This is a genomic window from Stutzerimonas tianxiuensis (genome assembly GCF_053470365.1).
This window is the reverse complement of record NZ_JBPVWS010000002.1, coordinates 101,813-123,821: the sequence shown is the minus strand read 5'-3', so window position 1 is coordinate 123,821 and position 22,009 is coordinate 101,813. Positions and strand designations below refer to the sequence as shown.

Below are 22,009 nucleotides of genomic sequence, written 5' to 3'. Positions count from 1 at the left end.
ATGCAAACCTTAAAACGCCTGACACCCTTCATCTCGGTGGCCGGCCAGCTGGATCCGGCCGATATGGCCCTGCTGGCGGGAAGCGGCTTTCGCTGCGTCATCAACAACCGCCCGGACAACGAGGGCGAAGGCCAGCCTTCCAGTGAGGCTATACGCGTCGCGGCTGAGGAGTCGGGGCTCGAATACCATCACCTTCCGGTAGTGTCGGGGCAGATCAGCGAGAGCGATGTCGCCGCCTTTCGCGCGCTTCTGGAGCAGATCAAAGGCCCCGTGCTGGCGTTCTGCCGGACCGGCACCCGTTCAGCATCGCTCTGGGCGTTGGCCGAGGCTCATCATCTGGACCCACACGAGCTCATCCAAACGGCTCGACAGGCCGATTACGATTTGACCGCCCTGCGACCGCGCCTGGACCAGTATTGGCAATCTTCAGCGGAGGGTCCGCTGAGCCCTGCACCCACGTTCGCCGCCACGCCACGTTATGACGTGCTGGTTGTCGGCGGCGGCGCGGCTGGCTGCGCCGTGACGGCCAGTTTGCTAAAGCGCGACCCGGATCTGCGCATCGCAATCATCGAGCCACGCGAACAGCATTACTATCAGCCAGGCTGGACGCTGGTCGGTGCCGGGGTGTTAGATCGCGCTAACACCGAGCGGCCCATGAGCTGTTGTATCCCGACAAGGGCGCAGTGGATTCGCGCGGCTGTGGAGGCCTTCGATCCGGAGCATCAACAGGTGGTGCTTGAAGACGGCAGCCGCATCGGTTACCGCTCGCTGGTGGTCTGTCCGGGCCTGAGCCTTGATTGGGACGCCATCGAAGGCGTGCGCGACAGCCTCGGAAAATATGGCGTGACATCCAATTACGCCTTCGAGCTGGCACCGTATACCTGGCAGCTGGTACAGCACCTGCGCCACGGCAAAGCCCTGTTCACCCAACCACCCATGCCCATTAAGTGTGCCGGCGCGCCGCAGAAGGCCATGTACCTTTCCTGCGACCACTGGCTCAAGAAAGGCGCACTGAAGGACATACAAGTGGACTTCTGTTCAGCTGGAGCGGTGCTGTTCGGCGTCGCCGAGTTCGTTCCCGGCCTGATGCGCTACGTTGAACGTTACGGCGCTACGCTCAACTTCAATAACAACCTGATCGCAGTCGATGGTCCGGCGCAAAAAGCCTGGTTCAAAGTGTCCGACGGAACCGGCCAGAGCAGTACGGTCGAACGTGAATTCGACCTGCTGCACGTCGTACCGCCCCAGCATGCACCGGATTTCATTCGCCAGAGCGCACTGAGTAACGCCGACGGCTGGTTCGAAGCCGAGCATGAAACTCTCCGCCACCCCCGCTTCGGCAATATTTTCAGTCTCGGTGATGTTTGCTCTGCACCAAACGCGAAGACTGCTGCAGCGGTGCGCAAGCAAGCACCGGTGGTAGCGGAGAACGTATTAAGCGTGCTCAGCGGTAAGGGACCGCAGGCCATCTATGACGGCTATGGTTCCTGCCCCTTAACTGTCGAATTCGGCAAAGTGATCCTCGCTGAGTTTGGATACGGCGGCAAACTGTTGCCGACTTTCCCGCTCGACCCCAGAGTGCCTCGGCGCCTGGCCTGGAAGCTGAAAACCCGGTGGATGCCCTCGATCTACTTCGACATGATGCTCAAGGGCCATGAATGGCTGGCCGAACCGAAACATCTGGACTTCGAGCCGCGGCCGGCCGAGGCGCTCAACGCCTGTGATTTTACTCAGGAGAAGAAGGGATGATGCAGCGGCTCGCCCGCCACCTACCGTGCCTGGAATGGGGGAAACAGTACAACAAGGCTGCTGCGGCCAAGGACAGTCTGGCCGCGGTGATCGTAACGCTCATGCTGATCCCGCAGAGTCTGGCCTACGCGATGCTTGCCGGCCTGCCACCAGTAGCGGGCCTTTACGCCAGTATCCTGCCGTTGCTCGTATACACGCTTTTAGGCACCAGCCGAACCTTGGCGGTTGGCCCCGTCGCCGTGGTATCGCTGATGACAGCCGCCGCCCTCGGCCCGTTGTTCGCTTCCGGCAGCGCCGCGTATGCAGGCGCAGCGCTGCTGCTGGCAATGATGTCCGGCGCGATCCTGCTGGCCATGGCGGTTCTGCGGCTGGGTTTCCTGGCCAATTTCCTCAGTCATCCGGTGATTTCAGGGTTCATCAGCGCCTCGGGCATTCTTATCGCCATCGGTCAACTCAAGCACATCCTTGGTATCTCAGTCACCGGTGACAACGCTGCTCAGCTGCTGCGGGGGTTGATCCAAGGCTTGCCAGAAACGCACCTGCCCACACTCGCCATCGGAACCACCAGCCTGGTTTTCCTGTTTCTGGTGCGCAGCCGCCTTGGCCGCTGGCTGCAAGGGCTGGGCATGGCGCCCCGCACAGCCGGCACGCTCACTAAAGTCGGCCCGGTCGTGGCCCTGCTCCTGGCAATAGCGGCGGTCAGCGGCTTTCAGCTCGCCGCTGCAGGCGTGCGAGTGGTTGGCGAAGTGCCCAAGGGCCTTCCTTCTTTGAGTCTGCCCCCACTAGACCTCGCGCTGATCATTCAACTCCTGCCTGCGGCAGTTCTGATCAGCCTGGTGGGCTTCGTCGAGTCAGTTTCGGTAGCGCAGACCTTGGCGGCCAAACGTCGCGAACGCATCGAACCCAATCAGGAGCTGGTCGCCCTGGGCGGCGCCAATATCGCCGCTGCCCTGAGCGGAGGTTTCCCGGTCACCGGCGGTTTCGCCCGCTCGGTGGTCAACTTCGATGCTGGCGCCCAGACGCCGCTGGCTGGCGCACTCACAGCTGCCGGCATAGGCCTGACGGTATTGTTCTTTACACCGCTGTTTCACAACCTGCCACACGCTGTGTTAGCCGCGACCATCATCGTCGCGGTACTCAGCCTGGTCGACCTTACCGCGCTCACGCGCACCTGGCGTTATTCCCGCCAAGACGCCGCCGCCATGGCCGCCACCATGCTCGGCGTGCTGCTGATTGGCGTCGAGACTGGCATCATCATGGGGGTGGGGTTATCGCTGCTACTGTTTCTCTGGAGAACCAGCCAACCGCATATTGCGGTGGTAGGACAGCTACCTGGCAGCGAGCACTTTCGCAATATCGAGCGTTTCGCCGTGGTACAGAGCCCCAGGGTACTTTCGGTGCGCGTCGATGAAAGCCTCTATTTTCCCAATGCACGCTTTCTCGAGGACCGCATTGCCGAACTGTTGGGCCAATACCCGCACGCCGAGCATCTGGTGCTGATGTGCCCTGGAGTCAATCTGATAGATGCCAGCGCACTGGAAAGTCTCGAAGCCATCTCCGCTCGTCTTCACACGGCAGGCGTTCAGCTTCACCTCTCCGAAGTGAAGGGGCCGGTGATGGACCGGCTACGCCGCACCGATTTACTCGAACATTTTGGCGGACAAGTGTTCATCAGCCAGTACGAAGCGCTGCTCGCCCTGGATTCGCAGACCACTCGACACGCACTTGAACGCCAGCGTTGCAACGGAACCAGCATGGGAGACTGCAAATGAAAAACGCACATGACCTCGTCGAACAGGCCCGAACCCGCATCCAGGAAATACCACTTGGCGATGCCGAAGCGGCAATCCAGGCCGCGGATGTCGTGATCGATGTACGCGAAGCCGATGAGTTTCACGAAGGCCATATACAGGGTGCCACGAACATTCCGCGCGGCCTGTTGGAGTTCAAGCTAAGCGGTACGCCCGAGCTAGGCGCACGGGATATGAACATCGTGCTCTACTGCAAAACCAGTGGCCGCGCAGCGCTGTCAGCTGCATCGCTACAGGACATGGGCTATCTGCAGGTTAAATCGATCGCCGGCGGTTTCGATGCCTGGACCGAAGCCGGCAAGCCGGTAGCAAAACCGAGCCTGCCGAGCTTTGAGTAACCACGCAAGATCAGCATATCCATGATGCAGAAAACCGACGTCGCTGTCGGTCTTCTGCCGGGTAGTCACGCCTCTGTTTCCCAGATCAGGGCTTGGGACTGCATGCCTTGCACGTTTTGATGCCGAGCAGCGTATAAGCCGGACAGAAGCGGAAAAGGCCGGTGGCGAGCGGTACCAGCCCGATCCATCCCCACACGCCAATTACCCCGGCCAGTGACAGGCCGATGAGTGTGAGGCCGATGACGATCCGCAGTGTGCGGTCGATGGTTCCAACGTTGGTTTTCATAATGACCTCCCGGTCAGCAAACGCGCCGGCGTTCCAGCGCGGAGAACAGCAGCATCCCGCCAAGCATGGCAAGGACAAACAAGAGCACCTGCCAGTGTCCACTGAGCAACACGGCTATCGCCGGGCCCGGACAAATACCGGCAATGCCCCAGCCAATACCGAATAGCAGACTGCCGCCAATCAGGCGCCGGTCGACCTCGCGTTTGCTGGGCAATTGCATCGGGGCGTCGAGCAATGAGCGCCGGCGCGCCTTGGCCAAACTGAAAGGCACCAGCGCGGTACCGATCGCACCAGCCATGACCAACGCCAGCGATGGATCCCAGGCACCGAACAGATCGAGGAACCCGATGACCTTGGCAGGGTTGGCCATACCCGAAAGCAACAACCCCAGTCCGAACAACAGGCCGGCGGCAAACGAACTCAGCTTGCGCATATTCAGGCCCCAAGGAGATGACGAAGGACAAAGACTGTGGCGAAACCGGCAGCCATGAATGTCAGCGTCGCCACGATCGAGCGAGGTGAAAGCCGGGAAATGCCGCACACTCCGTGGCCACTGGTGCAACCGGCGCCGTAGCGCGTGCCGATACCAACCAACAGTCCGGCCACCAGTAGCCCAAGCCAACCCGACTGAAATTCCAGGACTGGCAAAGCAGTAAACGAGACCCACAACAATGGCGCCAGCAATACGCCAAGAATGAACACCAACTTGTCCCCTCGCCCCTCGGCATCGCGCTCCAGCTGGCTGGCGAGCAGGCCGCTAATGCCAGCGATACGGCCGTTGAGGAGTGCGAACATCCCAGCCGCGGCGCCAATCAGCACGCCGCCCGCCAGCGAGGTCCAAGGAGTGAAGTTGCCCCAATCGATCGTCATAGCTAGTTCCGAAACAAGTGACAGTGGGACGTAATCTCGACCACCCCGCCGAAACCGGCTCTTCGACGGGGCTGTTCGCTCTAACGCCTAACGCCTAACGCCGAAGAATGCCGGCAACAGCTCTAAGGGCAGGTGAGATCCGCCGGTGCCGATGGCTATAGTTAATCTCATTACAATATATTTATCAATATATTGTAAGAGTTGATGGATCGAAAGAAGTTGGCCGTATGCAGTGGCATCGCTAGCATGCAGCGATGGGTATGCCAGCCTGACAAATGCTGGTGACCGAGCTTGTCAGCAGACGCCCTTTCCGTGACGCCAGGTATCAGCATGAATGACCAGATAACCCCCGCCGAAGCCCTACAGCTACAGGAACAACAGCAGGCCATGTTGAAACGGCTCGCAAGGGTGGAGGGACAGGTACGAGGCATCCAGGCAATGATCAAGCGTGGCGAGGATTGCGAAGCGATAGCACAGCAGTTTTCTGCCGCTCGCAGCGCACTGGATAAAGCCTATCGGCTGATGCTGACTTGCCTGATCGAAGAGGCCATGCACGATCAGACTCAGGACACTGGCGAGACGCTGGCGCGCGTGCGCAGCATTTTTACCAAGTACACCTGACAGTAAGGTGCTCACAGGCCGGGCCTGTGTATGGCGCATTGTCTCGAGCGCCAGGAGGCGTCAGAAGGCGAACCCCTGACAATCCAGATTTCTTCAGAGGCTATGGACAATCGGCTGATTGATTGGCAGAAACGAAAAAAGCGACCCTAAGGTCGCTTTTTCGCGCTTCGATATCTTCTAAGAAGACTCGAAGCTAATTTGGAGCGGGAAACGAGACTCGAACTCGCGACCCCGACCTTGGCAAGGTCGTGCTCTACCAACTGAGCTATTCCCGCGTATCTACAACAAAAATGGCGTCCCCTAGGGGACTCGAACCCCTGTTACCGCCGTGAAAGGGCGGTGTCCTAGGCCACTAGACGAAGGGGACGCTGCCCGGAAGCTACTGCTTTTATCCGGCTTCCAACGTTTCGCTTCAGAGCTTCACGCTGCAAGTGGCGCGCATTCTATGGACGTCCAAGAGGGTCGTCAAGCACCATCTGCAAATATTTTATGAACCTAACGTCTAGCCAGCGTTGAGCTATCAGCTTGCCATCCAACGCTCTACACTCGGAAAAAATCGCTCGGTCAGAGAGGTGCGTTTCGTGTCCCCAGTTCTGATTACTGGATTGGTCATCGCCGGCCTGTTCATCCTGATTGCAATCGGCGTCATCAACCAGATCGTTGAAAAGAACAGTCTGGAAAAGGCGCGCATACGCGCCGAGCTCAGCGACCGTATGCGCCGCTGTGCCAATCTCTCCGCGAGCATCCCAGGCCAGATGATGACGCCGGAGCTCAAGCTGTTGCTGACACGCCTGGAGCTGGGGCTGGCCGAACAACTTCTTCCCCTAGACAAGAAGAACGCCACGCTCGAACCTCGGGTAGCCGCTCTGCGTAGCGCTGTTGCCAAGGGTGAAGATATACCTGTGGAAAACGCGCCAGTCAGGATCACCACCGAAGCCCAAGCGAAGGAGATTCGCTTGCTGATGGAAGACCTGCATACCCAGATCGTTTGGGCTGCCAAGCAGAACCAGCTGGAAACGGCTGCCGCCAAGCGCTGGATTCAACAGATCCAGCGGATGATGGTGATCTTGCATGTCGAATACTTCAGCAATGTTGGCCAGCAGGCGCTTCAACAGGGCAGCGCGCACAAGGCACGCCTGGCATTCGAGCGCGGCATCCAGCACATCCGCAAGCAGCCCAACCCGGCCGAGTATCAAGCCCAACTGAGCAAGCTCGAAGCAAGCTACAGCCACGCCAACAAGCTCGAGCAGACGCAACAACAGCCGAAGCTTGACGAACCAAGCGAGCTGGCCGAAGGTTTGAAGAGCCTTGAAAGCGAAGACGACTGGAAGAAAAACAACATCTACTAGGCACTGACCGGACAAAAAGAGACGGCGCCATCGCGCCATGCACTTGATCCTCTCACGTCTGGCGGTTGCCTCCCTGCCTTGGTGGAGAACTCGCTATGCCCATAACCGTATTCGGTGCCCCCCTATCGCCCTTCGTTCGCAAAGTACGCCTTTGCTTACAGGAAAAAGGATTGGATTATGGGCTCGAATTCGTCATGCCGTTCACCCCACCGGAATGGTATCTGCAGCTCAACCCACTCGGCCGCATTCCTGCCATGAAGGATGGGGAGCTCTGTCTTGCTGACTCCAGCGTGATCTGTCAGTACCTCGATGAGGCCTACGAACAAACCCTGCGGCTGTACGGCGACAACCCGGCCGGTCGGGCACAAATACGCTGGCTGGAAAAATACGCCGATTACGAACTCGCACCGCTGACGACGTTCGGGGTTTTCCGCAACCGCGTGCTGAAGCCCAGTTCGGGCAAGCCCTGTAACGAGGAAACCGTGCAGGCCGCCTTGAACGAGAAGCTGCCACCGCACTTCGACTACCTCGAACGGCGGCTGGGGGAGAACGTCTTTTTCACTGGCGAGCAACTCTCGATGGCGGACATTGCCGTCGCATGCCAGCTGATCAACATGGAACACGGCGGCGAAGTAGTAGACGCGGGTCGTTGGCCAGCGCTTGCCGCGCACTACTCACGAATGAAGGCGCGCGCGTCTGTTGAGAACGTGTTGCCCGGTGAGCAACGCATGGCCGCAAAGCTCATCGACATGGGGAAAACGCCAACACCCGCAAACTGAGGCTGATCTGCGCCGCCTGGTTGCCACTAAAGTGGCTACCACTGGGCGGCCCTTCAGCAAAGCCGCCCATTCCAGGGCAAAAATCAACAAGCCTTGCCTCGTGGCCATCTGATACATCAGTTGTGCAATAGCTATGGAGGCGCATCTCCAGGCAGGTCGTCTAGGCTGAGCTCATCAGATCGGGCCGCGTTCACAACGAATGCGACAAGGCTTGCCAATCCTCAGAGCAAGCGAACACCCACCCATTGCCGAGCGAACTGGTAAGCGCAGCGACCGTTGCGATTGCCACGCGCCGTGGCCCATCGCACAGCCTCCTTCTCGAGCTCATCATCCCAACGCCAGCTCAGCCCCGCCTGCGGAGCCAGCGAACCGATCCAATGTCGCACCACGTTCAGGTAATGCTCCTGGCTGAACGGGTAGAACGACAGCCAGAGTCCAAAGCGATCTGACAGCGCAATCTTGTCCTCGACCGCCTCGTTCGGATGCAGCTCCCCATCAACCATCTGCCAATTTTCGTTGTCGCTCTGACGCTCTGGCACGAGGTGTCGGCGATTCGAAGTGGCATACAGCAGAACGTTGTCGGGTGCGCGCTCCAGCGAGCCGTCCAGCACGCTTTTCAAGACTCGATAGTCACCCTCACCCGCCTCGAACGAAAGGTCATCGCAAAACACCACAAAATGCTGCGGCTCTCCGGCAAGCTGATCGACCAGCTTGGGCAGATCAGCCAGATGGTCGCGCTCGATTTCTATCAGGCGCAGGCCTTGTGGTGCATGTTCAGCCAGCAGCGCTCGGATCAATGAAGATTTGCCCGTACCACGGGCGCCCCACAGCAGGACATGGTTTGCCGGCAAGCCGCTAACGAACTGGCAGGTGTTGCGCGATAACAGCTCGCGCTGTCGATCGATTCCGATCAGGTCGTTCAGCTTCATGTCGAGCGACACGTTCAGCGCCTGCAGGTAGCCACCCGCCCCTTCACGGTGCCAGCGGGCCGCTAAACTTGTTGCCCAATCCATCGGTGCCCGCTGCGCAGGCAGCAAGGGCTCCAATCGCGTGATCAGCGCATCGGCGCGCTGCAAAAAAGCCTTCAGCTCGGCATCCATTCGACGACTCCAGAACGATCGCGCCAGCTACCTGCAAAGCGCTGTAGCAAGAATTACAGATTACAGGCGAGCTTCGATATGCGCTGCCAGCGCGTCCGGAGAGGTGCGCGAAGAAAAACGCTTGATCGAGCCGCCCTGATCAGTCACCAGGAATTTGGTGAAATTCCACTTGATCGCTCTGCTGCCCAGAAAACCGGGGGCGCGCTTCTTCAATTCGCTAAACAAGGGGTGGGCATCGACTCCGTTGACCTTGACCTTGGCAAAGAGCGGAAAGCTGACACCAAAATTGCGCTCGCAGAATGCAGCGATCTGCGCCTCGTCCCCCGGCTCCTGATGACCGAACTGATCACAGGGGAACCCGAGTACCACCAGCCCCTGGTCGCGATAGCGCTGCCACAGTGCTTCCAGTCCTTTGTACTGGGGCGTGAAACCGCATTTGCTAGCCGTATTGACCACCAGCAGCACTTTCGCATCGTACTCACCCAGAGAGACCTGCCGCCCATCAAGGGTCATGCAAGGAATATCCAGCATTGGGTCATGCATGATCGGACCTCACTGCCACGTTTCGAACCATATTCAGGCCTCGCTCGGCTTGTGGTTCAAAGAGGCAGAATTGATGCAGTAGCGCAGCCCGGTCGGTGCCGGACCATCCGGGAATACATGACCAAGATGGGCATCACAGCGAGCGCACTTGACTTCGATGCGGTGCATGCCATGGCTGAAGTCGTCGACGCTGGAAATTGCCGTATCGCTGACCGGCTGAAAGTAGCTCGGCCAGCCGCAGCCAGAGTCAAACTTGGCAGCCGAATCAAACAGCGGCGCATCGCAGCAGACGCAGTGATAGATGCCAGGGGTTTTCATATCGTTGTACTGGCCGGTGAATGGGCGCTCGGTGGCACCCAGGCGACAGACCTGAAATTGTTCGTCGGAGAGCTCTGCACGCCAGGTTTCCAGCGGTTTCTCTAGCTTGTCCATCGGTACACCTCGTGATCTCAAAAAAGGCGGATCTGTACCTTTTCCGGTAGTCGGGCCGCACGTATGATGCGTTGCTCTTAGACGCCTAGTCTGGCAGCGGGGTTTCAGACTGCCAAGGCGCCCGGGTTCATGCCAAACGTCGCCAGCCATCGAAAGCTGGGCGCGTCTTCACTTCGGGACACTCAGGATCATGCAGGTCAGCAAATCGAACAAGCTCGCCAATGTCTGCTACGACATCCGTGGGCCAGTGCTCAAGCACGCCAAACGCCTGGAAGAGGAAGGCCATCGCATCCTCAAGCTGAATATCGGCAACCCTGCGCCGTTCGGTTTCGAAGCGCCGGAGGAAATCCTCCAGGACGTGATCCGCAACCTGCCCACCGCGCAGGGCTACAGCGACTCCAAAGGCCTGTTCAGCGCACGCAAGGCGATCATGCAGTACTACCAGCAGAAGCAGGTAGAAGGCATCACCATTGAAGACATCTACCTTGGCAACGGTGTGTCCGAGCTGATCGTGATGTCCATGCAGGCACTGCTCAATAATGGCGATGAAGTACTGATTCCGGCGCCTGACTACCCTCTGTGGACCGCCGCCGTGAGCCTGGCGGGCGGCAAACCAGTGCATTACCTCTGTGATGAACAGGCCAACTGGTGGCCGGATCTGGCCGACATCAAGGCCAAGATCACGCCGAACACCAAGGCGCTGGTACTGATCAACCCGAACAATCCCACGGGCGCGGTTTACCCGCGCGAAGTGCTGGAAGGCATGGTCGAGCTGGCTCGTCAGCACAAGCTTGTGCTGTTCTCCGACGAGATCTACGACAAGATCCTCTATGACGATGCGGTGCACATCTGCACCGCATCCCTTGCCCCGGACGTGCTGTGCCTCACCTTCAACGGACTTTCGAAGTCCTACCGGGTCGCTGGCTTCCGCTCCGGCTGGGTCGCAATCTCTGGCCCCAAGCACAAAGCGCAGAGCTACATCGAGGGCATCGACATTCTGGCCAATATGCGCCTGTGCGCCAACGTGCCGTCCCAGCACGCCATTCAGACGGCTCTGGGCGGCTACCAGAGCATCAACGACCTGGTGCTGCCACCGGGCCGACTGCTGGAGCAACGCAACCGGACCTGGGAACTGCTCAACGACATTCCCGGCGTCAGCTGCGTCAAGCCAATGGGGGCGCTGTATGCGTTCCCGCGAATCGATCCGAAAATCTGCCCGATCCACAACGATGAGAAGTTCGTCCTCGATCTGCTGCTGTCAGAAAAACTGCTGATCGTTCAGGGAACGGCGTTCAACTGGCCATGGCCGGATCACTTCCGGGTGGTCACCCTGCCCCGCGTCGATGACCTCGAGCAAGCAATCGGCCGCATCGGCAACTTCCTCAAGACCTACAGCCAGTAGGATTCGATGGATCTCCAGATCGACGACTTCTACCGGGACGCCGCGGCCGGACTGCTGATTCTGTATCAGGCCTTTCCGCGGAAGGTTGCGCTGTACGTCGAAGACCTCATCGGTCATGAAGAACCCGATGAGTTCGGCCTGCCCAGCAAGCGTCATCAAGGCTGTCTAGGCGCTCTGATATGGCTCGCCGAGGAAGGCTATCTGCGCTTCGAGAGCACCATTCATTTCCAGGCACTGGACCAGGCGGCGCTCACCGAGAAGGCATTCATGCGACTGACACGCAGTGTTCCCAGCGCCGGCACATGGGATGAATCACTGCTGGCGAGTGTTCGTCGGGTCCAGTCCACCCTGGCGCATAAACTACGCGAGGCGTTGCGTGAGGGCGACAGCGAGCGGCTGGCACAGCTTACCCGGCAGCTGTTCGATAGCTCCCTGATTGAGCACCGCTGAGCGCGACCGCCCCGAGGGCGACATAGCTTGAAATAGTCGCTCGGTTGAATCGCATCGGCCCGCCCCTTATATAGCCTATCGTTCTTTACTGTTCCCCTTGGAGTCTGCCGCAACATGATGCGCATTTTCTTGTTCCTGGCCACCAACCTGGCTGTACTGGTGGTTGCCAGCGTCACCCTCAAGCTGCTCGGGGTCGACCGCTACACCGGTCAGAACTATGGCAGCCTGCTGGCTTTCTGCGCCGTGTTTGGTTTCGCTGGCGCGCTGATTTCGCTGTTCATCTCCAAATGGATGGCGAAAATGAGCACCCGTACCGAGATCATCAGCCAACCGCGCACGCGCCATGAGCAGTGGTTGTTGCAAACCGTCGAGCAGCTTGCCCGTGAAGCCGGAATCAAGATGCCTGAAGTGGGTATCTTCCCCGCCTACGAAGCAAACGCCTTTGCAACCGGCTGGAACAAGAACGATGCGCTGGTAGCGGTCAGCCAAGGCCTGCTCGAGCGTTTTTCCCCGGACGAAGTCAGGGCTGTACTGGCTCACGAGATCGGCCATGTCTCCAACGGCGACATGGTCACGCTGGCCCTGATCCAGGGCGTGGTGAACACCTTCGTCATGTTCTTCGCACGCATCTTCGGCAGCTTCGTTGACCGGGTAATCCTCAAGAACGAAGACGGTCATGGTATCGGCTATTTCGTGGCGACTATCTTCGCCGAGCTGGTCCTTGGCATTCTTGCCAGCATCGTCGTCATGTGGTTCTCGCGCAAACGTGAGTTCCGTGCCGACGAGGCTGGCGCACAGCTGGCCGGCACCAGCGCCATGATCGGTGCCCTGCAGCGTCTGCGCGCGGAACAGGGCGTCCCAGTCGACATGCCTGACAGCCTCAAGGCATTCAGCATCAACGGCGCCCTGCGCAACGGCTTCGCCGGCCTGCTGATGACCCACCCGTCGCTGGAAGACCGCATCGAAGCCCTGCGCCAGCGCGGCTAAGCGAGCGATCCAGAACAAGGGCGGCAAAAGCCGCCCTTTTTTTCGTCCAGAATTTGCACGTAGTGGCTGTATGCCTGTCGAAGCAAGCGCCTTCTTTGAATAGGGATATGCCTATATGCGACGCTTCCTTTTACTCGGCTTCGCCCTGCTCACCTTGGCCGGCTGCCAGAGCGCCTACTACTCGGCCATGGAAAAAGTCGGATTGCATAAGCGAGACATTCTGGTTGACCGCGTCGAGGATGCGCGCGACTCCCAGCAGGACGCCAAGGAGCAATTCAAGGACGCCTTGGAGCGCTACCGCAGCGTAGTGCAGGTCGACGGCGGCGAACTCGAGGAGCGCTACGAAGCTCTGAACAGTGAATTCGAGGCCAGCGAGAACAGCGCTCGCGAAGTACGGGACCGGATCGATGCCGTCGAAGATGTCGCCGAGGCGCTCTTCAAGGAATGGAAACAGGAGCTCGACGAGTACAGCAACGCCAGCCTGAGGGCGACCAGTCAGCGAAACCTGGAGCGCACCCAGAAAGACTATCGTGTCCTGTTGCAACGGATGAAAGCAGCGGAAAAACGCATCGACCCGGTGCTTGATGTGTTACGCGACCAGGTGTTATTTCTTAAGCACAACCTCAATGCCCGCGCCATTGGCGCCCTCAAGGGCGAATACCGCATGCTCGAGGGGAATGTGGATCAGCTCCTGACGGAGATGCAGCGGGCCATAGACGAAGCCGACGTCTTTATTCGTCAACTCCAGCGCAATCAATGACCACGCTACCCAGCAGGGCCGCCGGCATGCGCATCGCGTAGGTCCGCAACGGGCGCGCTGCTGAGCGCCCGCTGGGTGCCTGGCTAGACGACACGGCTTCGAGGGGTGCTAGGAGAGGTCATCGAGTCGATAGCAGCGTTCATCAAGGCGCGTGAGTCCACGCTGGAGGAATTTCCAGTTGCTTTCGTTCAATACATCTGCAAGCTCGAGCAATTTGATTTTCCAACGCGTGTTCAAAAGATCTCGAACCTCAGCATCGCCTACCGCGAACGGCGGGCCGGACATCTGCTCCTGCTGATAATCCAACGTAATCAGCAACCCCTGGCAGCCTGGAGCGAGGATGCTGGCGAGATGGTTGACGTAACGCTGACGCATATCGGAAGGCAATGCGATAAGGGCAGCCCGGTCGTAAAGCGCTCGGCAGTCAGCCACATCATCTGGCGTCATGGCAAAAAAATCGCCGCAGCGGATTTCTACGTTACCCGCTCGGTAAACCTTGAACTCCCCCTGAACGCTGACATCTGGAACTAGCCCGTGCTCGGCAAAGAAATCCTCGGCCGCGCGCTCGCTCAGCTCCACTCCTAAGACGGCTAAACCCTGATCAGCGAGCCAGGCCATGTCCAGGCTTTTGCCACACAATGGCACGAGGACGCGCCCCCCCGGGGCCAAGTCCAGGCTGGGCCAATGGCGGCGTAAATAAGGGTTAACCTCGTTTAGATGAAAGCCGATTTCGTTACGTGCCCAGCGACGCTGCCAGAACGCTTCATCCATGTTGAGACCCTCTTGAACGATGTTGGTCTAGGAGCTTATCAGAGCCGCCTTCGCCCGAAACACCGCTTCAGCCAGAGCGCAGCGCCGCCTCCGGGTCCATACCGGCGTCGCGCATCTGAGCGAGCTTGTAACGCAAGGTACGTGCACTGATGCCTAGACTGTCAGCCGTCTCCTTACGGCGCCCGCGCTCGGCACGCAGGGTATCGAGGATGAGCTCGAATTCGCGACGCCGCAGGTCTTCGCCCAACGCCCCGGTGATTTCGGCCGGCACAGGCGCAACGGACGGAGTTAGAACGGTTTCACTCGTGTGGGTTCGCGCCAGTGAAGCAAAACCGGCAGCAGCGGTCAGACAAAGATCGTCCGGCCGGATCATTCCGCCCTGCTGCAGGATCAACGCGCGCTGGATCGCGTTGTCCAGTTCGCGCACATTACCCGGCCAGGTATGCCCGAGCAGACACAGGCGCGCCTCGGATGTCAGTCTTGCCACCGGCTGGCGCATTTTCGCCGCATGATTGGCCAGCAACCGCTCGGCAAGCGGCACGATATCCGCAGGCCGGTGACGCAATGCAGGCCAGGCGAGCGGAAAGACTGAGAGGCGATAGAACAGGTCCTCACGGAAACGCCCGCTGCGAACCTCTTCAGCCAGATCACGATTGGTCGTGGCGACGATACGAATGTCGAGCGGTATCGGCTTCCGCCCACCAACTCTCTCGACCTCACGCTCCTGCAGCACTCGCAGCAACTTGGCTTGTAATGCCAGCGGCATCTCGGATATCTCGTCGAGCAACAGCGTGCCTCGATCGGCCAGCTCGAACTTGCCTGGCTGCATTGCGATCGCGCCGGTGAAGGCGCCTTTCTCATGACCAAAAAGCGTCGCCTCCAGCATATTGTCTGGAATCGCAGCGCAGTTGATCGCTACAAACGGCTTGTCCGCTCGCGTTGAGTGCTGATGAATAAAACGAGCCAACACTTCCTTGCCGGTGCCCGACTCCCCTGAGACGAGCACTGTAGAGTCGCTCTGAGCCACCCGAGCCGCCAATGCCAGCAGTTGCTGACTCGCTGGTTCGACCGCCACAGGACCCTGCATGTCGCTAACCCCAAGCTGGCCGCACGCATGGCGGCCAACCAGGTCGAGCAACACTTTCGGCTCGAACGGCTTGACCAGGTAGTCCACAGCCCCTTGGCGCATGGCCTCCACGGCGCGCTCGACCGCACCATAAGCTGTCATGAGCAGGATCGGAGTCTGCGGATACCGTTCGCGCACAAGCGCCTGCAAGGCGTGACCGTCCATGCCAGGCATGTTCACATCGCTGACAAGCAGGCTGAAGCTTTCCTGACTCAGCGCGCGCAAAGCGGCCTCAGCGCAATCAACAGCGCAATAGGAATAGCCACCCAGTTCAAGGGTATCGCCTAGCGCTTCGCGCAATGCGCGGTCGTCTTCAACGAGTAAAACCTTTACGCCCATGGTGCTTACTCCGTAAAAGCCCGCGAAGACGCCGGGAGGAGCGGCAACTGCAAGGTGGCGCAGGTTCCTCTGCCCGGACGGGAGCGCAACGCAAGCGCGCCTGAATGGGCTCGCGCGACCGAGTTGACGACGGCCAGTCCGAGGCCGGTTCCGGTCGCCCGTGTAGTGAAAAACGGCTCGGCGACCCGGGCCAGGGTCGCGGCATCAATTCCGGCGCCGTTGTCGCTGATGCTGAGGCGCAGCACAGCACCGCGTGAAAAGAGGTGAATCTTCAGTCTGGTATCGCCGGTCGCTGCCTGGAGCGCATTTTCGATAAGGTTGAGGAGTGCACCAACCAAGGTGTCGCGATTGCACAACAGAGCGCCGGCGTGGGCGTCGCATTGCCAGCGAACAGCAATGCCTTCCAACTGGGTCTCGGCCGCTACACGAAGTGCCGCAAGCAATTCGGCGGGTGTCAGCCGGTCCTCAAGCGGCAGATCACCGCGGGCGAAAACCAGCATGTCACGAACCTGATGTTCCAACTCGTTCAGCCGGTCCTTCAGACGACCGGCAAACCGCTGCTGGTGCTCGGCCGACAGACCGCCCTGCTCCAGATGGCTTGCATACAGCAGGGCTGAGGATAACGGTGTACGGATTTGATGAGCCAACGAGGCGACCATCCGGCCAATCGCAGACAAACGTTCATGACGCGCCAGCTGCTCCTGTAGCCGTCGCGTCTCCGTCAGATCGGTCAACAGCACCAGCTGCCCAGGCTCAATGTTCAAGGAACGTGTAGCGATGGAAACACGACGCCCGTCCTTCAAGGAAATTTCGTGGCCGTCATCGCTGCGCGGCGAGAAACTTCGTGCAATCACCTCACGCCAGAGCGCTCCTTCGAGCGGTGCGCCTAGCAGGTCAAGCGCTACGGGATTGGCTTCGCGGACCCTGCCCTGGCCATCGATGACGATCACACCGCCGGGCAACAGGTCGAGCAGGCTTTGCAGGCGATTCGCCAAGCGCTCCTTCTCATCGAGCCCCTGCAGGCGCTGCGCAGCGCTCTCTGCCAGCTGATCCTGCAACTCGGCTACTCGCGCCTGCAACATACCCTCGGACTCGCCCAACTGGCCGGATATGTCACGGACCAACGCAAGCGACTGTTCGAGCTCATCGCTTGCGTCAGCGGTAACCAGACATTGCCCTGGGAAGGGAGAGTAGATCGCTGAAGTCACGGGCACACGTATCCGTCAAAAGATGGTCGGTAACCTGTGGTTCAGCAAGGATCATGCCCGTGACAGCAGATCGAGGAAGGCCACGCCGCAAGCAAGGGCGGCGCGGCCAATGAGTCACTCGTCAAGCTCGTCTTCTCGACGGTTCATTCCGTATTTACGCATTTTTTCCACAAGCGTGGTACGCCGCACCCGCAAGCGCTCCGCAGCGCGCGCCACAACGCCGCCCGCATCTTCGAGCGCCTGCTGAATAAGCCCTTGCTCGAGATTGCCCAGGTAATCTTTCAGATCGAGGCCTTCCACGGGAAGCATGGCGTGCGCATCCGCCGCAATGATTGGGGCGTTTATCGCAGCACGTTCTTCCATTTCGTCGTGCATGCTGGTCGCGTACTGCTCATCGTCGTCATCGACATGACGGAATTTCTTCGGCAACTCCATCACACCGATCACGCCGTACGGGTGCATGATGGCCATACGCTCGACGAGATTGGCCAGCTCCCTTACGTTACCCGGCCAATCGTGCCGACACAGGGACATGATCGCGGCCGAGTTGAAGCGGATTGAGCCACGCTTCTCGTGCTCCATGCGCGAGATAAGCTCGTTCATCAGCAGCGGAATATCTTCGATACGCTCGCGCAGCGGGGCCATTTCGATCGGGAACACGTTTAACCGGTAATAGAGATCCTCGCGGAAACTGCCATCCACGATCATCTTTTCCAGGTCTTTATGCGTCGCTGCGATGATGCGTACGTCGGCGTTCTGCGTTCGATTGCTACCCACTCGCTCGAAAGTGCGCTCCTGCAGGACGCGCAGCAACTTGACCTGCATAGGAAGCGGCATGTCGCCGATCTCGTCGAGGAACAGCGTCCCGCCTTCGGCCAGCTCAAAACGCCCGGCACGCGAGGTGATTGCGCCGGTAAACGCGCCCTTTTCATGACCGAACAGTTCGCTTTCCAGCAGCTCCGCTGGAATCGCTCCGCAGTTGACCGGAACGAACGGTCCATTACGGCGCTTGGAATGGTAGTGCAGGTTGCGTGCAACAACTTCTTTGCCGGTTCCGGACTCACCAAGAATCAACACGCTCGCTTCGGTGTCGGCAACCTGTTGCATCATCTGACGCACATGCTGGACTGCACGACTGGTGCCCACCAGGCTGCGAAACAGGTTGGGCTCGCGCTGCCGGCCACGTGCCTTCGCCTTATCGTTCATGTCCCGATAGATCTGGGCGCGGTGAAGCGAGTCGAGCAGCTTGTTGTAGCTCGGAGGCATTTCCAGGCTGGTCAGCACGCGCTGACGCAATTCATCTGGCCATTCAGCCGGCGTCGGCTCGCCAATCAATAGCAACGGCAGGTTCTCGTCCCACTTGCTGATTTGCTTGAGCAACTCTACGGCGCCGCCCCTGGCTGCAACGTCACCAAGCATTACGCCGAGTATGCTGCGGCTTGATTCCAGTGAATCGACTGCAGCCTGCCATTCGCTGCTGGCGCATGACAAATGATCTTCGCTGAGAAAGTTCAGAATGACCGTCAGATCCCGGCGACGATCCTGATCGTCGTCTATCAACAAAATTTTGGTTTCACGCCACATCTTGTTTATAGCTCTAGAGGCTGAAAGAAAGCCCGCGCTCGTCCCCGGCAGAACGGCAACGTCATCGGCAGATAGCCGGTAGTTAATTAAAAAAATCGGCCTGAGTCAAATTTATGACGTGATTCAACGACAAAATAGCAAGGAATGCATTTTGGTATTGACTTAGAGCAACTCGTAAGCAACGAGTCGGGAGATATCTAGCGGGACTTGGCTCGTCTGCGCAAGCCTGGGAGATCGGGGCAAAATCGTCAGATTTCGGGCGAATAAGCTCACTGTAGGCGAAAAACGATGGTACTGAGGCAAGGACTCTTTATAGCTTCTGACGGGTTCGTCCTCTCGTAAACACCGCCTGAGCATGTCCACTACAAGCGCGACCAATGGTCGCGCCTGTATAACGGAACCCTCAACCAAATAACTTGTAGACGTTAGCGCCTTGCTGAGATTGGTTAAGCTGAATCAGCTCCCCTGCCACTCGCTGTTTCTCGCTCTGGCAGGAGGTAACCAGCTCACGGTAAAGACTTACCAGTTCCTGTAAGCGCTGGCGGATGGCTGACTCGTCCTCACGCGGCTCCACCATTGCAGCCTCAACGACCTGACGGCATTGCAGATCCAGCACGCTGATCGCTGTCCAATCCTGCTGCGCCATGGCGTCACGCAAGGCGTTGCCGGTTTCCTCAAGACGTTTGGCTGCTGCACTCATGGATCTGCTCCGAATGAACTGGTGGCAAAGGTCGAACTGGCACCGCTTGAGCCAATGGTTCGCGGCACCTGACAGGTTATCGGCCGCTTTCGCCTCGCCTTTAGTCGCACCTGCGGGAAATTGCAGTGAGTCAGTGCAGACTGCGCAGCCCCGTCGGAACGCTGGGTGGCGCAACCGGCTCCCAGGGACCGCCAGGCCGACCGGCGCAATACCAGTCGCCGTCCCAGCGGTAATACAGACGTTCGCGATAGAACAAGTCCTGCCCTTCCACAACATAGACGCCCAGACGATTGTCCCAGTGCGCCGCCGCATGAGGCGGTGGCGCATAGCGTGGATGGCTCTTCTGGGTCGCAGGAGGACGCGGTGCCGGCGGAGTACGCACCGGAGGAGGCGTCGCAACCGGTTCGCGGGGCGGTGCCGATACGGGCGGCGCCGGGCCGCGAGTCGGCTCTGAAGCTTGATAAGGATTACCCGCACAAGCCCCCAGCAGCAGCGCCAGTGTCACCACGGCGCCGCCTCTGGTCAGCCGTTGAACGCTTGTTGAAACCCGCTCTTCCAACGTCATCAGTCGTCTCTTGAGCCCCTGCGATCAGGGTGCAACCGGTTGATCAATGGTCAGCTTGATCGCGTCCGCATTCCCTGGAGACAAAGGCTCGCTACTGCCTTGCCATTCGCCGCGAGTAGCGTTGCCATCTTTGGATACGCGGGCGAACAATCTGACCTGCTCGAAGTTGGACAATCGAAGCTGTGGAGTCATTGCATCAGCATCACTCAAATTCACCTTTGCAGGCAGATCGGCAACAGTCAGGCGCTTCACTGCCAACGGCATGGGCGGGCCGGACAGCGCGCGTGCGAAGACGAATACGGCGTCGGTAGGGCTAACCTTGTCGGCCATCTCGACAGCCAGTTGTACTTCAACCGTTAGTTCTGCTCCGTTTCTGGTAATCATCTCGCCAGCTGGCTTTGTCACTTCCGCCGAAGCCGGTTCGCCGAGCTGTTCACGCGCACGAGCGATGCCGCCCTGAATGGCTTCACGCGATGGATCCTCAGCAGGCAGCGTTGAAACCAACCGCTCCCAGAAGCCGATCGCCTCCGCAAACCGCTCCTCCTCATAAGCCGCGATGCCCAACAGGCCGAGGCTAGTAACTTCATGGGGATCCCCACGTAACGCCTCATCGGTCAGCTGTTGCAATTGCTCCGACCATTGGCGGTCGCCTGCAAAATAGAGCGCTTGCGCCCATTGCCCCAGCAGTTCCGGTTGGCGCCCTGCCAGCTTGACCACCTGCTCGTAAGCGGCGGCAGCATCCACGGGGCGTTCCCGATTCATATAGGTCTTCGCGAGGAAGTACCACGCCTCGGCAGACTCGGGTTGAGCCTTTACTGCGCGCTCCAGCCGTTCGACCATCTCTTCCATCGTGGCGGGCTGCTCGGTGAACTCCCGCGCCAGCTGCAGCTTGTCACTGGCCCCCCAGTGCAGGTAGAGACCAGCGCCCAGAAACGGAACAAGGATCGCCGCGATCAGCGGTACAGCACGCCCCAAATGGTTGCTACGGCGCGTGGTACCTCCCTCGGTGTCGTCCAGCAACTCCCGCGCCGCATCGGCGCGTCCGGCCTCGAACTGCTCCGGGTCAAGGGTACCAGCCGCCTGTTGCGCAGCCAGCTCGCCGAGCCGCTCCTGGTAAAGCGCTACATTCAGCGCCGTCCGATCCTCTTCCGCCTGTACACCACGCCCCCGCAACAACGGCAGCAATAGGAACGCCAGGGCGGCCAGCAATAAGAGGCCCGCACCTATCCAAAAATCGATCATGGTTCTCTTCTATCCAGCAACGTGGCAAGGCGCGCGCGCTCCGCCTCGGAAAGTGTGTTCGATGCCGGTCCAGTGGCTGAACGGCGACGGCGCACCAGGATGAACGCCAACACGCCGAATCCAATCACCAGCAAGGCGGCTGGCCCATACCAGAGGACCAGTGTTTTGGTGTTGACCGGGGGCTTATAGAGCACGAAGTCGCCGTAGCGGGCGACCAGATAATCGATAATCTGCTCATTGCTCTGCCCCTCTTCCAGCATGCGGTAGATTTCCCGCCGCAGGTCCATGGCGATTGGCGCATTGGAGTCGGCAATGTTCTGGTTCTGGCACTTTGGGCAGCGCAACTCTTCGACCAAGGTGCGATAACGCGCGCGCTCGGCCTCGTCCTTGAACTCGTAGGCATCAATCGCTGCAGACGCGGTGCCCAGCAGACACAGCGTCAGCACAAGTCCGTGAATCAGCTGTCTCATTCGTCCACCAATTGCTGATAAAGCGCCGCAAGCTGTTCACGCCACACGCGCTCATCTATGACGCCGACATACTTGTGGCGGATGATGCCCTGCTTGTCGACAAGAAAGGTTTCGGGCGCACCATATACTCCGAGGTCCAGCCCCAGCGTGCCCTGCTCGTCGCGAACATTGAGCTGGTAGGGATCGTGGAAGTCGCGCAGCCATTTCTGAGCTGCGGCATTGTCATCCTTGTAATTGACGCCATGGATGACCACGCCTTGTTCTGCAAGCTTGTTCAGTACGGGATGCTCAACTTTGCAGGCAACGCACCAGGTCGCCCAGACGTTAACCAACGCTGGTTTTCCCTTGATGTCCTCGGCGGTTACTGCTCGCTGCGGGTCCTCGACCGAGGGCAGAGAGAACGAAGGCAGCGGCTTGCCGATCAACGCCGAGGGTAATTCGGTGGGGTCCAGAAACAGACCTCTATAAAGAAACACGGCGACCAGCAGGAAGATTGCCAGCGGCAGCAACATCAATAATCTTTTCAT

The 22,009-nt window shown here is 59.4% G+C and carries 25 protein-coding genes and 2 tRNA genes; 10 read left to right on the top strand and 17 right to left on the bottom strand.

Annotated features, from left to right (window positions below):
- From ACSSNI_RS03245 to ACSSNI_RS03235, 3 genes are read left to right on the top strand one after another with little or no spacing between them, the layout of a single operon-like run.
- On the top strand, positions 1–1,749 hold the full coding sequence (locus tag ACSSNI_RS03245; protein WP_200639297.1) for a bifunctional protein tyrosine phosphatase family protein/NAD(P)/FAD-dependent oxidoreductase: 1,749 nt from the start codon (positions 1–3) through the stop codon (positions 1,747–1,749).
- Entirely contained in the window at positions 1,746–3,521 is a 1,776-nt protein-coding gene (locus tag ACSSNI_RS03240; protein WP_200639296.1) for a SulP family inorganic anion transporter, read from the top strand. Before ACSSNI_RS03245 ends, ACSSNI_RS03240 begins: the two co-directional genes overlap by 4 nt.
- The gene (locus ACSSNI_RS03235) at positions 3,518–3,898 is read left to right on the top strand and encodes a rhodanese-like domain-containing protein (protein WP_200639295.1); all 381 of its coding nucleotides are present in this window, start codon (positions 3,518–3,520) and stop codon (positions 3,896–3,898) included. Before ACSSNI_RS03240 ends, ACSSNI_RS03235 begins: the two co-directional genes overlap by 4 nt.
- An 85-nt stretch (positions 3,899–3,983) precedes the next feature.
- On the opposite strand, the gene ACSSNI_RS03230 is transcribed toward ACSSNI_RS03235, so the two are convergent.
- Genes ACSSNI_RS03230 through ACSSNI_RS03220 form a run of 3 tightly spaced genes read right to left on the bottom strand, consistent with a single transcriptional unit; the run spans position 3,984 to position 5,054 of the window.
- A complete protein-coding gene (locus ACSSNI_RS03230) occupies positions 3,984–4,184 on the bottom strand; it encodes a YgaP family membrane protein (protein WP_159968258.1) in 201 nt (66 codons plus the stop codon).
- Between the two features lie 13 nt (positions 4,185–4,197).
- Positions 4,198–4,617: a YeeE/YedE family protein gene (locus tag ACSSNI_RS03225; RefSeq protein WP_200639294.1), complete on the bottom strand. Its 420-nt coding sequence runs from the start codon at positions 4,615–4,617 to the stop codon at positions 4,198–4,200.
- Positions 4,618–4,619: 2 nt separating this feature from the next.
- Positions 4,620–5,054: a YeeE/YedE family protein gene (locus tag ACSSNI_RS03220; protein WP_200639293.1), complete on the bottom strand. Its 435-nt coding sequence runs from the start codon at positions 5,052–5,054 to the stop codon at positions 4,620–4,622.
- A 330-nt stretch (positions 5,055–5,384) separates the two neighbouring features.
- On the opposite strand from ACSSNI_RS03220, the gene ACSSNI_RS03215 reads away from it, so the two are divergent.
- Positions 5,385–5,675 (top strand): metal-sensing transcriptional repressor, encoded by a 291-nt coding sequence (locus ACSSNI_RS03215; protein ID WP_102836102.1) that lies wholly within the window; start codon positions 5,385–5,387, stop codon positions 5,673–5,675.
- 199 nt (positions 5,676–5,874) lie between these two features.
- Here ACSSNI_RS03215 and ACSSNI_RS03210 read toward each other — a convergent pair.
- Together ACSSNI_RS03210 and ACSSNI_RS03205 are read right to left on the bottom strand one after the other, a co-directional pair.
- Positions 5,875–5,950, bottom strand: a tRNA-Gly gene (locus ACSSNI_RS03210).
- Between the two features lie 16 nt (positions 5,951–5,966).
- Positions 5,967–6,042: transfer RNA gene (locus tag ACSSNI_RS03205), tRNA-Glu, on the bottom strand.
- A 214-nt stretch (positions 6,043–6,256) separates the two neighbouring features.
- Here ACSSNI_RS03205 and ACSSNI_RS03200 point away from each other — a divergent pair.
- A complete protein-coding gene (locus tag ACSSNI_RS03200; RefSeq protein WP_102836406.1) occupies positions 6,257–7,024 on the top strand; it encodes a hypothetical protein in 768 nt (255 codons plus the stop codon).
- A gap of 95 nt (positions 7,025–7,119) precedes the next feature.
- A complete protein-coding gene (locus tag ACSSNI_RS03195; protein WP_159968260.1) occupies positions 7,120–7,803 on the top strand; it encodes a glutathione S-transferase family protein in 684 nt (227 codons plus the stop codon).
- Positions 7,804–8,024: 221 nt separating this feature from the next.
- Here ACSSNI_RS03195 and ACSSNI_RS03190 read toward each other — a convergent pair whose 3' ends face one another.
- The 3 genes from ACSSNI_RS03190 to msrB are packed head-to-tail and all read right to left on the bottom strand — an operon-like array spanning position 8,025 to position 9,878.
- A complete protein-coding gene (locus ACSSNI_RS03190) occupies positions 8,025–8,903 on the bottom strand; it encodes an ATP-binding protein (protein ID WP_200639292.1) in 879 nt (292 codons plus the stop codon).
- A gap of 60 nt (positions 8,904–8,963) precedes the next feature.
- The gene (locus ACSSNI_RS03185; RefSeq protein ID WP_200639290.1) at positions 8,964–9,446 is read right to left on the bottom strand and encodes a glutathione peroxidase; all 483 of its coding nucleotides are present in this window, start codon (positions 9,444–9,446) and stop codon (positions 8,964–8,966) included.
- 33 nt (positions 9,447–9,479) lie between these two features.
- A complete protein-coding gene (msrB, locus tag ACSSNI_RS03180) occupies positions 9,480–9,878 on the bottom strand; it encodes a peptide-methionine (R)-S-oxide reductase MsrB (RefSeq protein WP_102836098.1) in 399 nt (132 codons plus the stop codon).
- Positions 9,879–10,068: 190 nt separating this feature from the next.
- On the opposite strand from msrB, the gene ACSSNI_RS03175 reads away from it, so the two are divergent.
- The 4 genes from ACSSNI_RS03175 (at position 10,069) to ACSSNI_RS03160 (ending at position 13,477) form a co-directional block, all read left to right on the top strand.
- On the top strand, positions 10,069–11,280 hold the full coding sequence (locus ACSSNI_RS03175; protein ID WP_102836097.1) for a pyridoxal phosphate-dependent aminotransferase: 1,212 nt from the start codon (positions 10,069–10,071) through the stop codon (positions 11,278–11,280).
- A gap of 6 nt (positions 11,281–11,286) precedes the next feature.
- Positions 11,287–11,730: a hypothetical protein gene (locus ACSSNI_RS03170; RefSeq protein WP_200639288.1), complete on the top strand. Its 444-nt coding sequence runs from the start codon at positions 11,287–11,289 to the stop codon at positions 11,728–11,730.
- A gap of 114 nt (positions 11,731–11,844) precedes the next feature.
- The gene (gene htpX / locus ACSSNI_RS03165; RefSeq protein WP_102836095.1) at positions 11,845–12,717 is read left to right on the top strand and encodes a protease HtpX; all 873 of its coding nucleotides are present in this window, start codon (positions 11,845–11,847) and stop codon (positions 12,715–12,717) included.
- A 115-nt stretch (positions 12,718–12,832) separates the two neighbouring features.
- Positions 12,833–13,477: a DUF2959 domain-containing protein gene (locus tag ACSSNI_RS03160; protein WP_200639286.1), complete on the top strand. Its 645-nt coding sequence runs from the start codon at positions 12,833–12,835 to the stop codon at positions 13,475–13,477.
- 108 nt (positions 13,478–13,585) lie between these two features.
- Here ACSSNI_RS03160 and ACSSNI_RS03155 read toward each other — a convergent pair whose 3' ends face one another.
- The 9 genes from ACSSNI_RS03155 to ACSSNI_RS03115 form a co-directional block, all read right to left on the bottom strand.
- Entirely contained in the window at positions 13,586–14,248 is a 663-nt protein-coding gene (locus tag ACSSNI_RS03155) for a thiopurine S-methyltransferase (protein WP_200639285.1), read from the bottom strand.
- A gap of 67 nt (positions 14,249–14,315) precedes the next feature.
- A complete protein-coding gene (locus ACSSNI_RS03150; RefSeq protein WP_200639284.1) occupies positions 14,316–15,713 on the bottom strand; it encodes a sigma-54-dependent transcriptional regulator in 1,398 nt (465 codons plus the stop codon).
- A gap of 5 nt (positions 15,714–15,718) precedes the next feature.
- Positions 15,719–16,795, bottom strand: coding sequence for a sensor histidine kinase (locus ACSSNI_RS03145; protein ID WP_234484638.1), 1,077 nt, complete (start codon positions 16,793–16,795; stop codon positions 15,719–15,721).
- A 240-nt stretch (positions 16,796–17,035) separates the two neighbouring features.
- A complete protein-coding gene (locus ACSSNI_RS03140; RefSeq protein WP_200639283.1) occupies positions 17,036–18,505 on the bottom strand; it encodes a sigma-54 dependent transcriptional regulator in 1,470 nt (489 codons plus the stop codon).
- Positions 18,506–18,908: 403 nt separating this feature from the next.
- Complete coding sequence (gene fliT / locus ACSSNI_RS03135) at positions 18,909–19,205, bottom strand: flagellar protein FliT (RefSeq protein WP_200639282.1); 297 nt, start codon at positions 19,203–19,205, stop codon at positions 18,909–18,911.
- Positions 19,206–19,335: 130 nt separating this feature from the next.
- Entirely contained in the window at positions 19,336–19,770 is a 435-nt protein-coding gene (locus tag ACSSNI_RS03130) for a hypothetical protein (RefSeq protein ID WP_200639281.1), read from the bottom strand.
- Positions 19,771–19,794: 24 nt separating this feature from the next.
- Positions 19,795–21,012: a c-type cytochrome biogenesis protein CcmI gene (gene ccmI / locus ACSSNI_RS03125; protein WP_200639280.1), complete on the bottom strand. Its 1,218-nt coding sequence runs from the start codon at positions 21,010–21,012 to the stop codon at positions 19,795–19,797.
- Complete coding sequence (locus ACSSNI_RS03120; protein WP_200639279.1) at positions 21,009–21,482, bottom strand: cytochrome c-type biogenesis protein; 474 nt, start codon at positions 21,480–21,482, stop codon at positions 21,009–21,011. The genes ccmI and ACSSNI_RS03120 overlap by 4 nt, the downstream gene beginning before the upstream one ends.
- Positions 21,479–22,009 carry a DsbE family thiol:disulfide interchange protein gene (locus tag ACSSNI_RS03115; protein WP_159968269.1) on the bottom strand — a complete coding sequence of 177 codons (531 nt, stop codon included), beginning with the start codon at positions 22,007–22,009 and terminating at the stop codon, positions 21,479–21,481. The genes ACSSNI_RS03120 and ACSSNI_RS03115 overlap by 4 nt, the downstream gene beginning before the upstream one ends.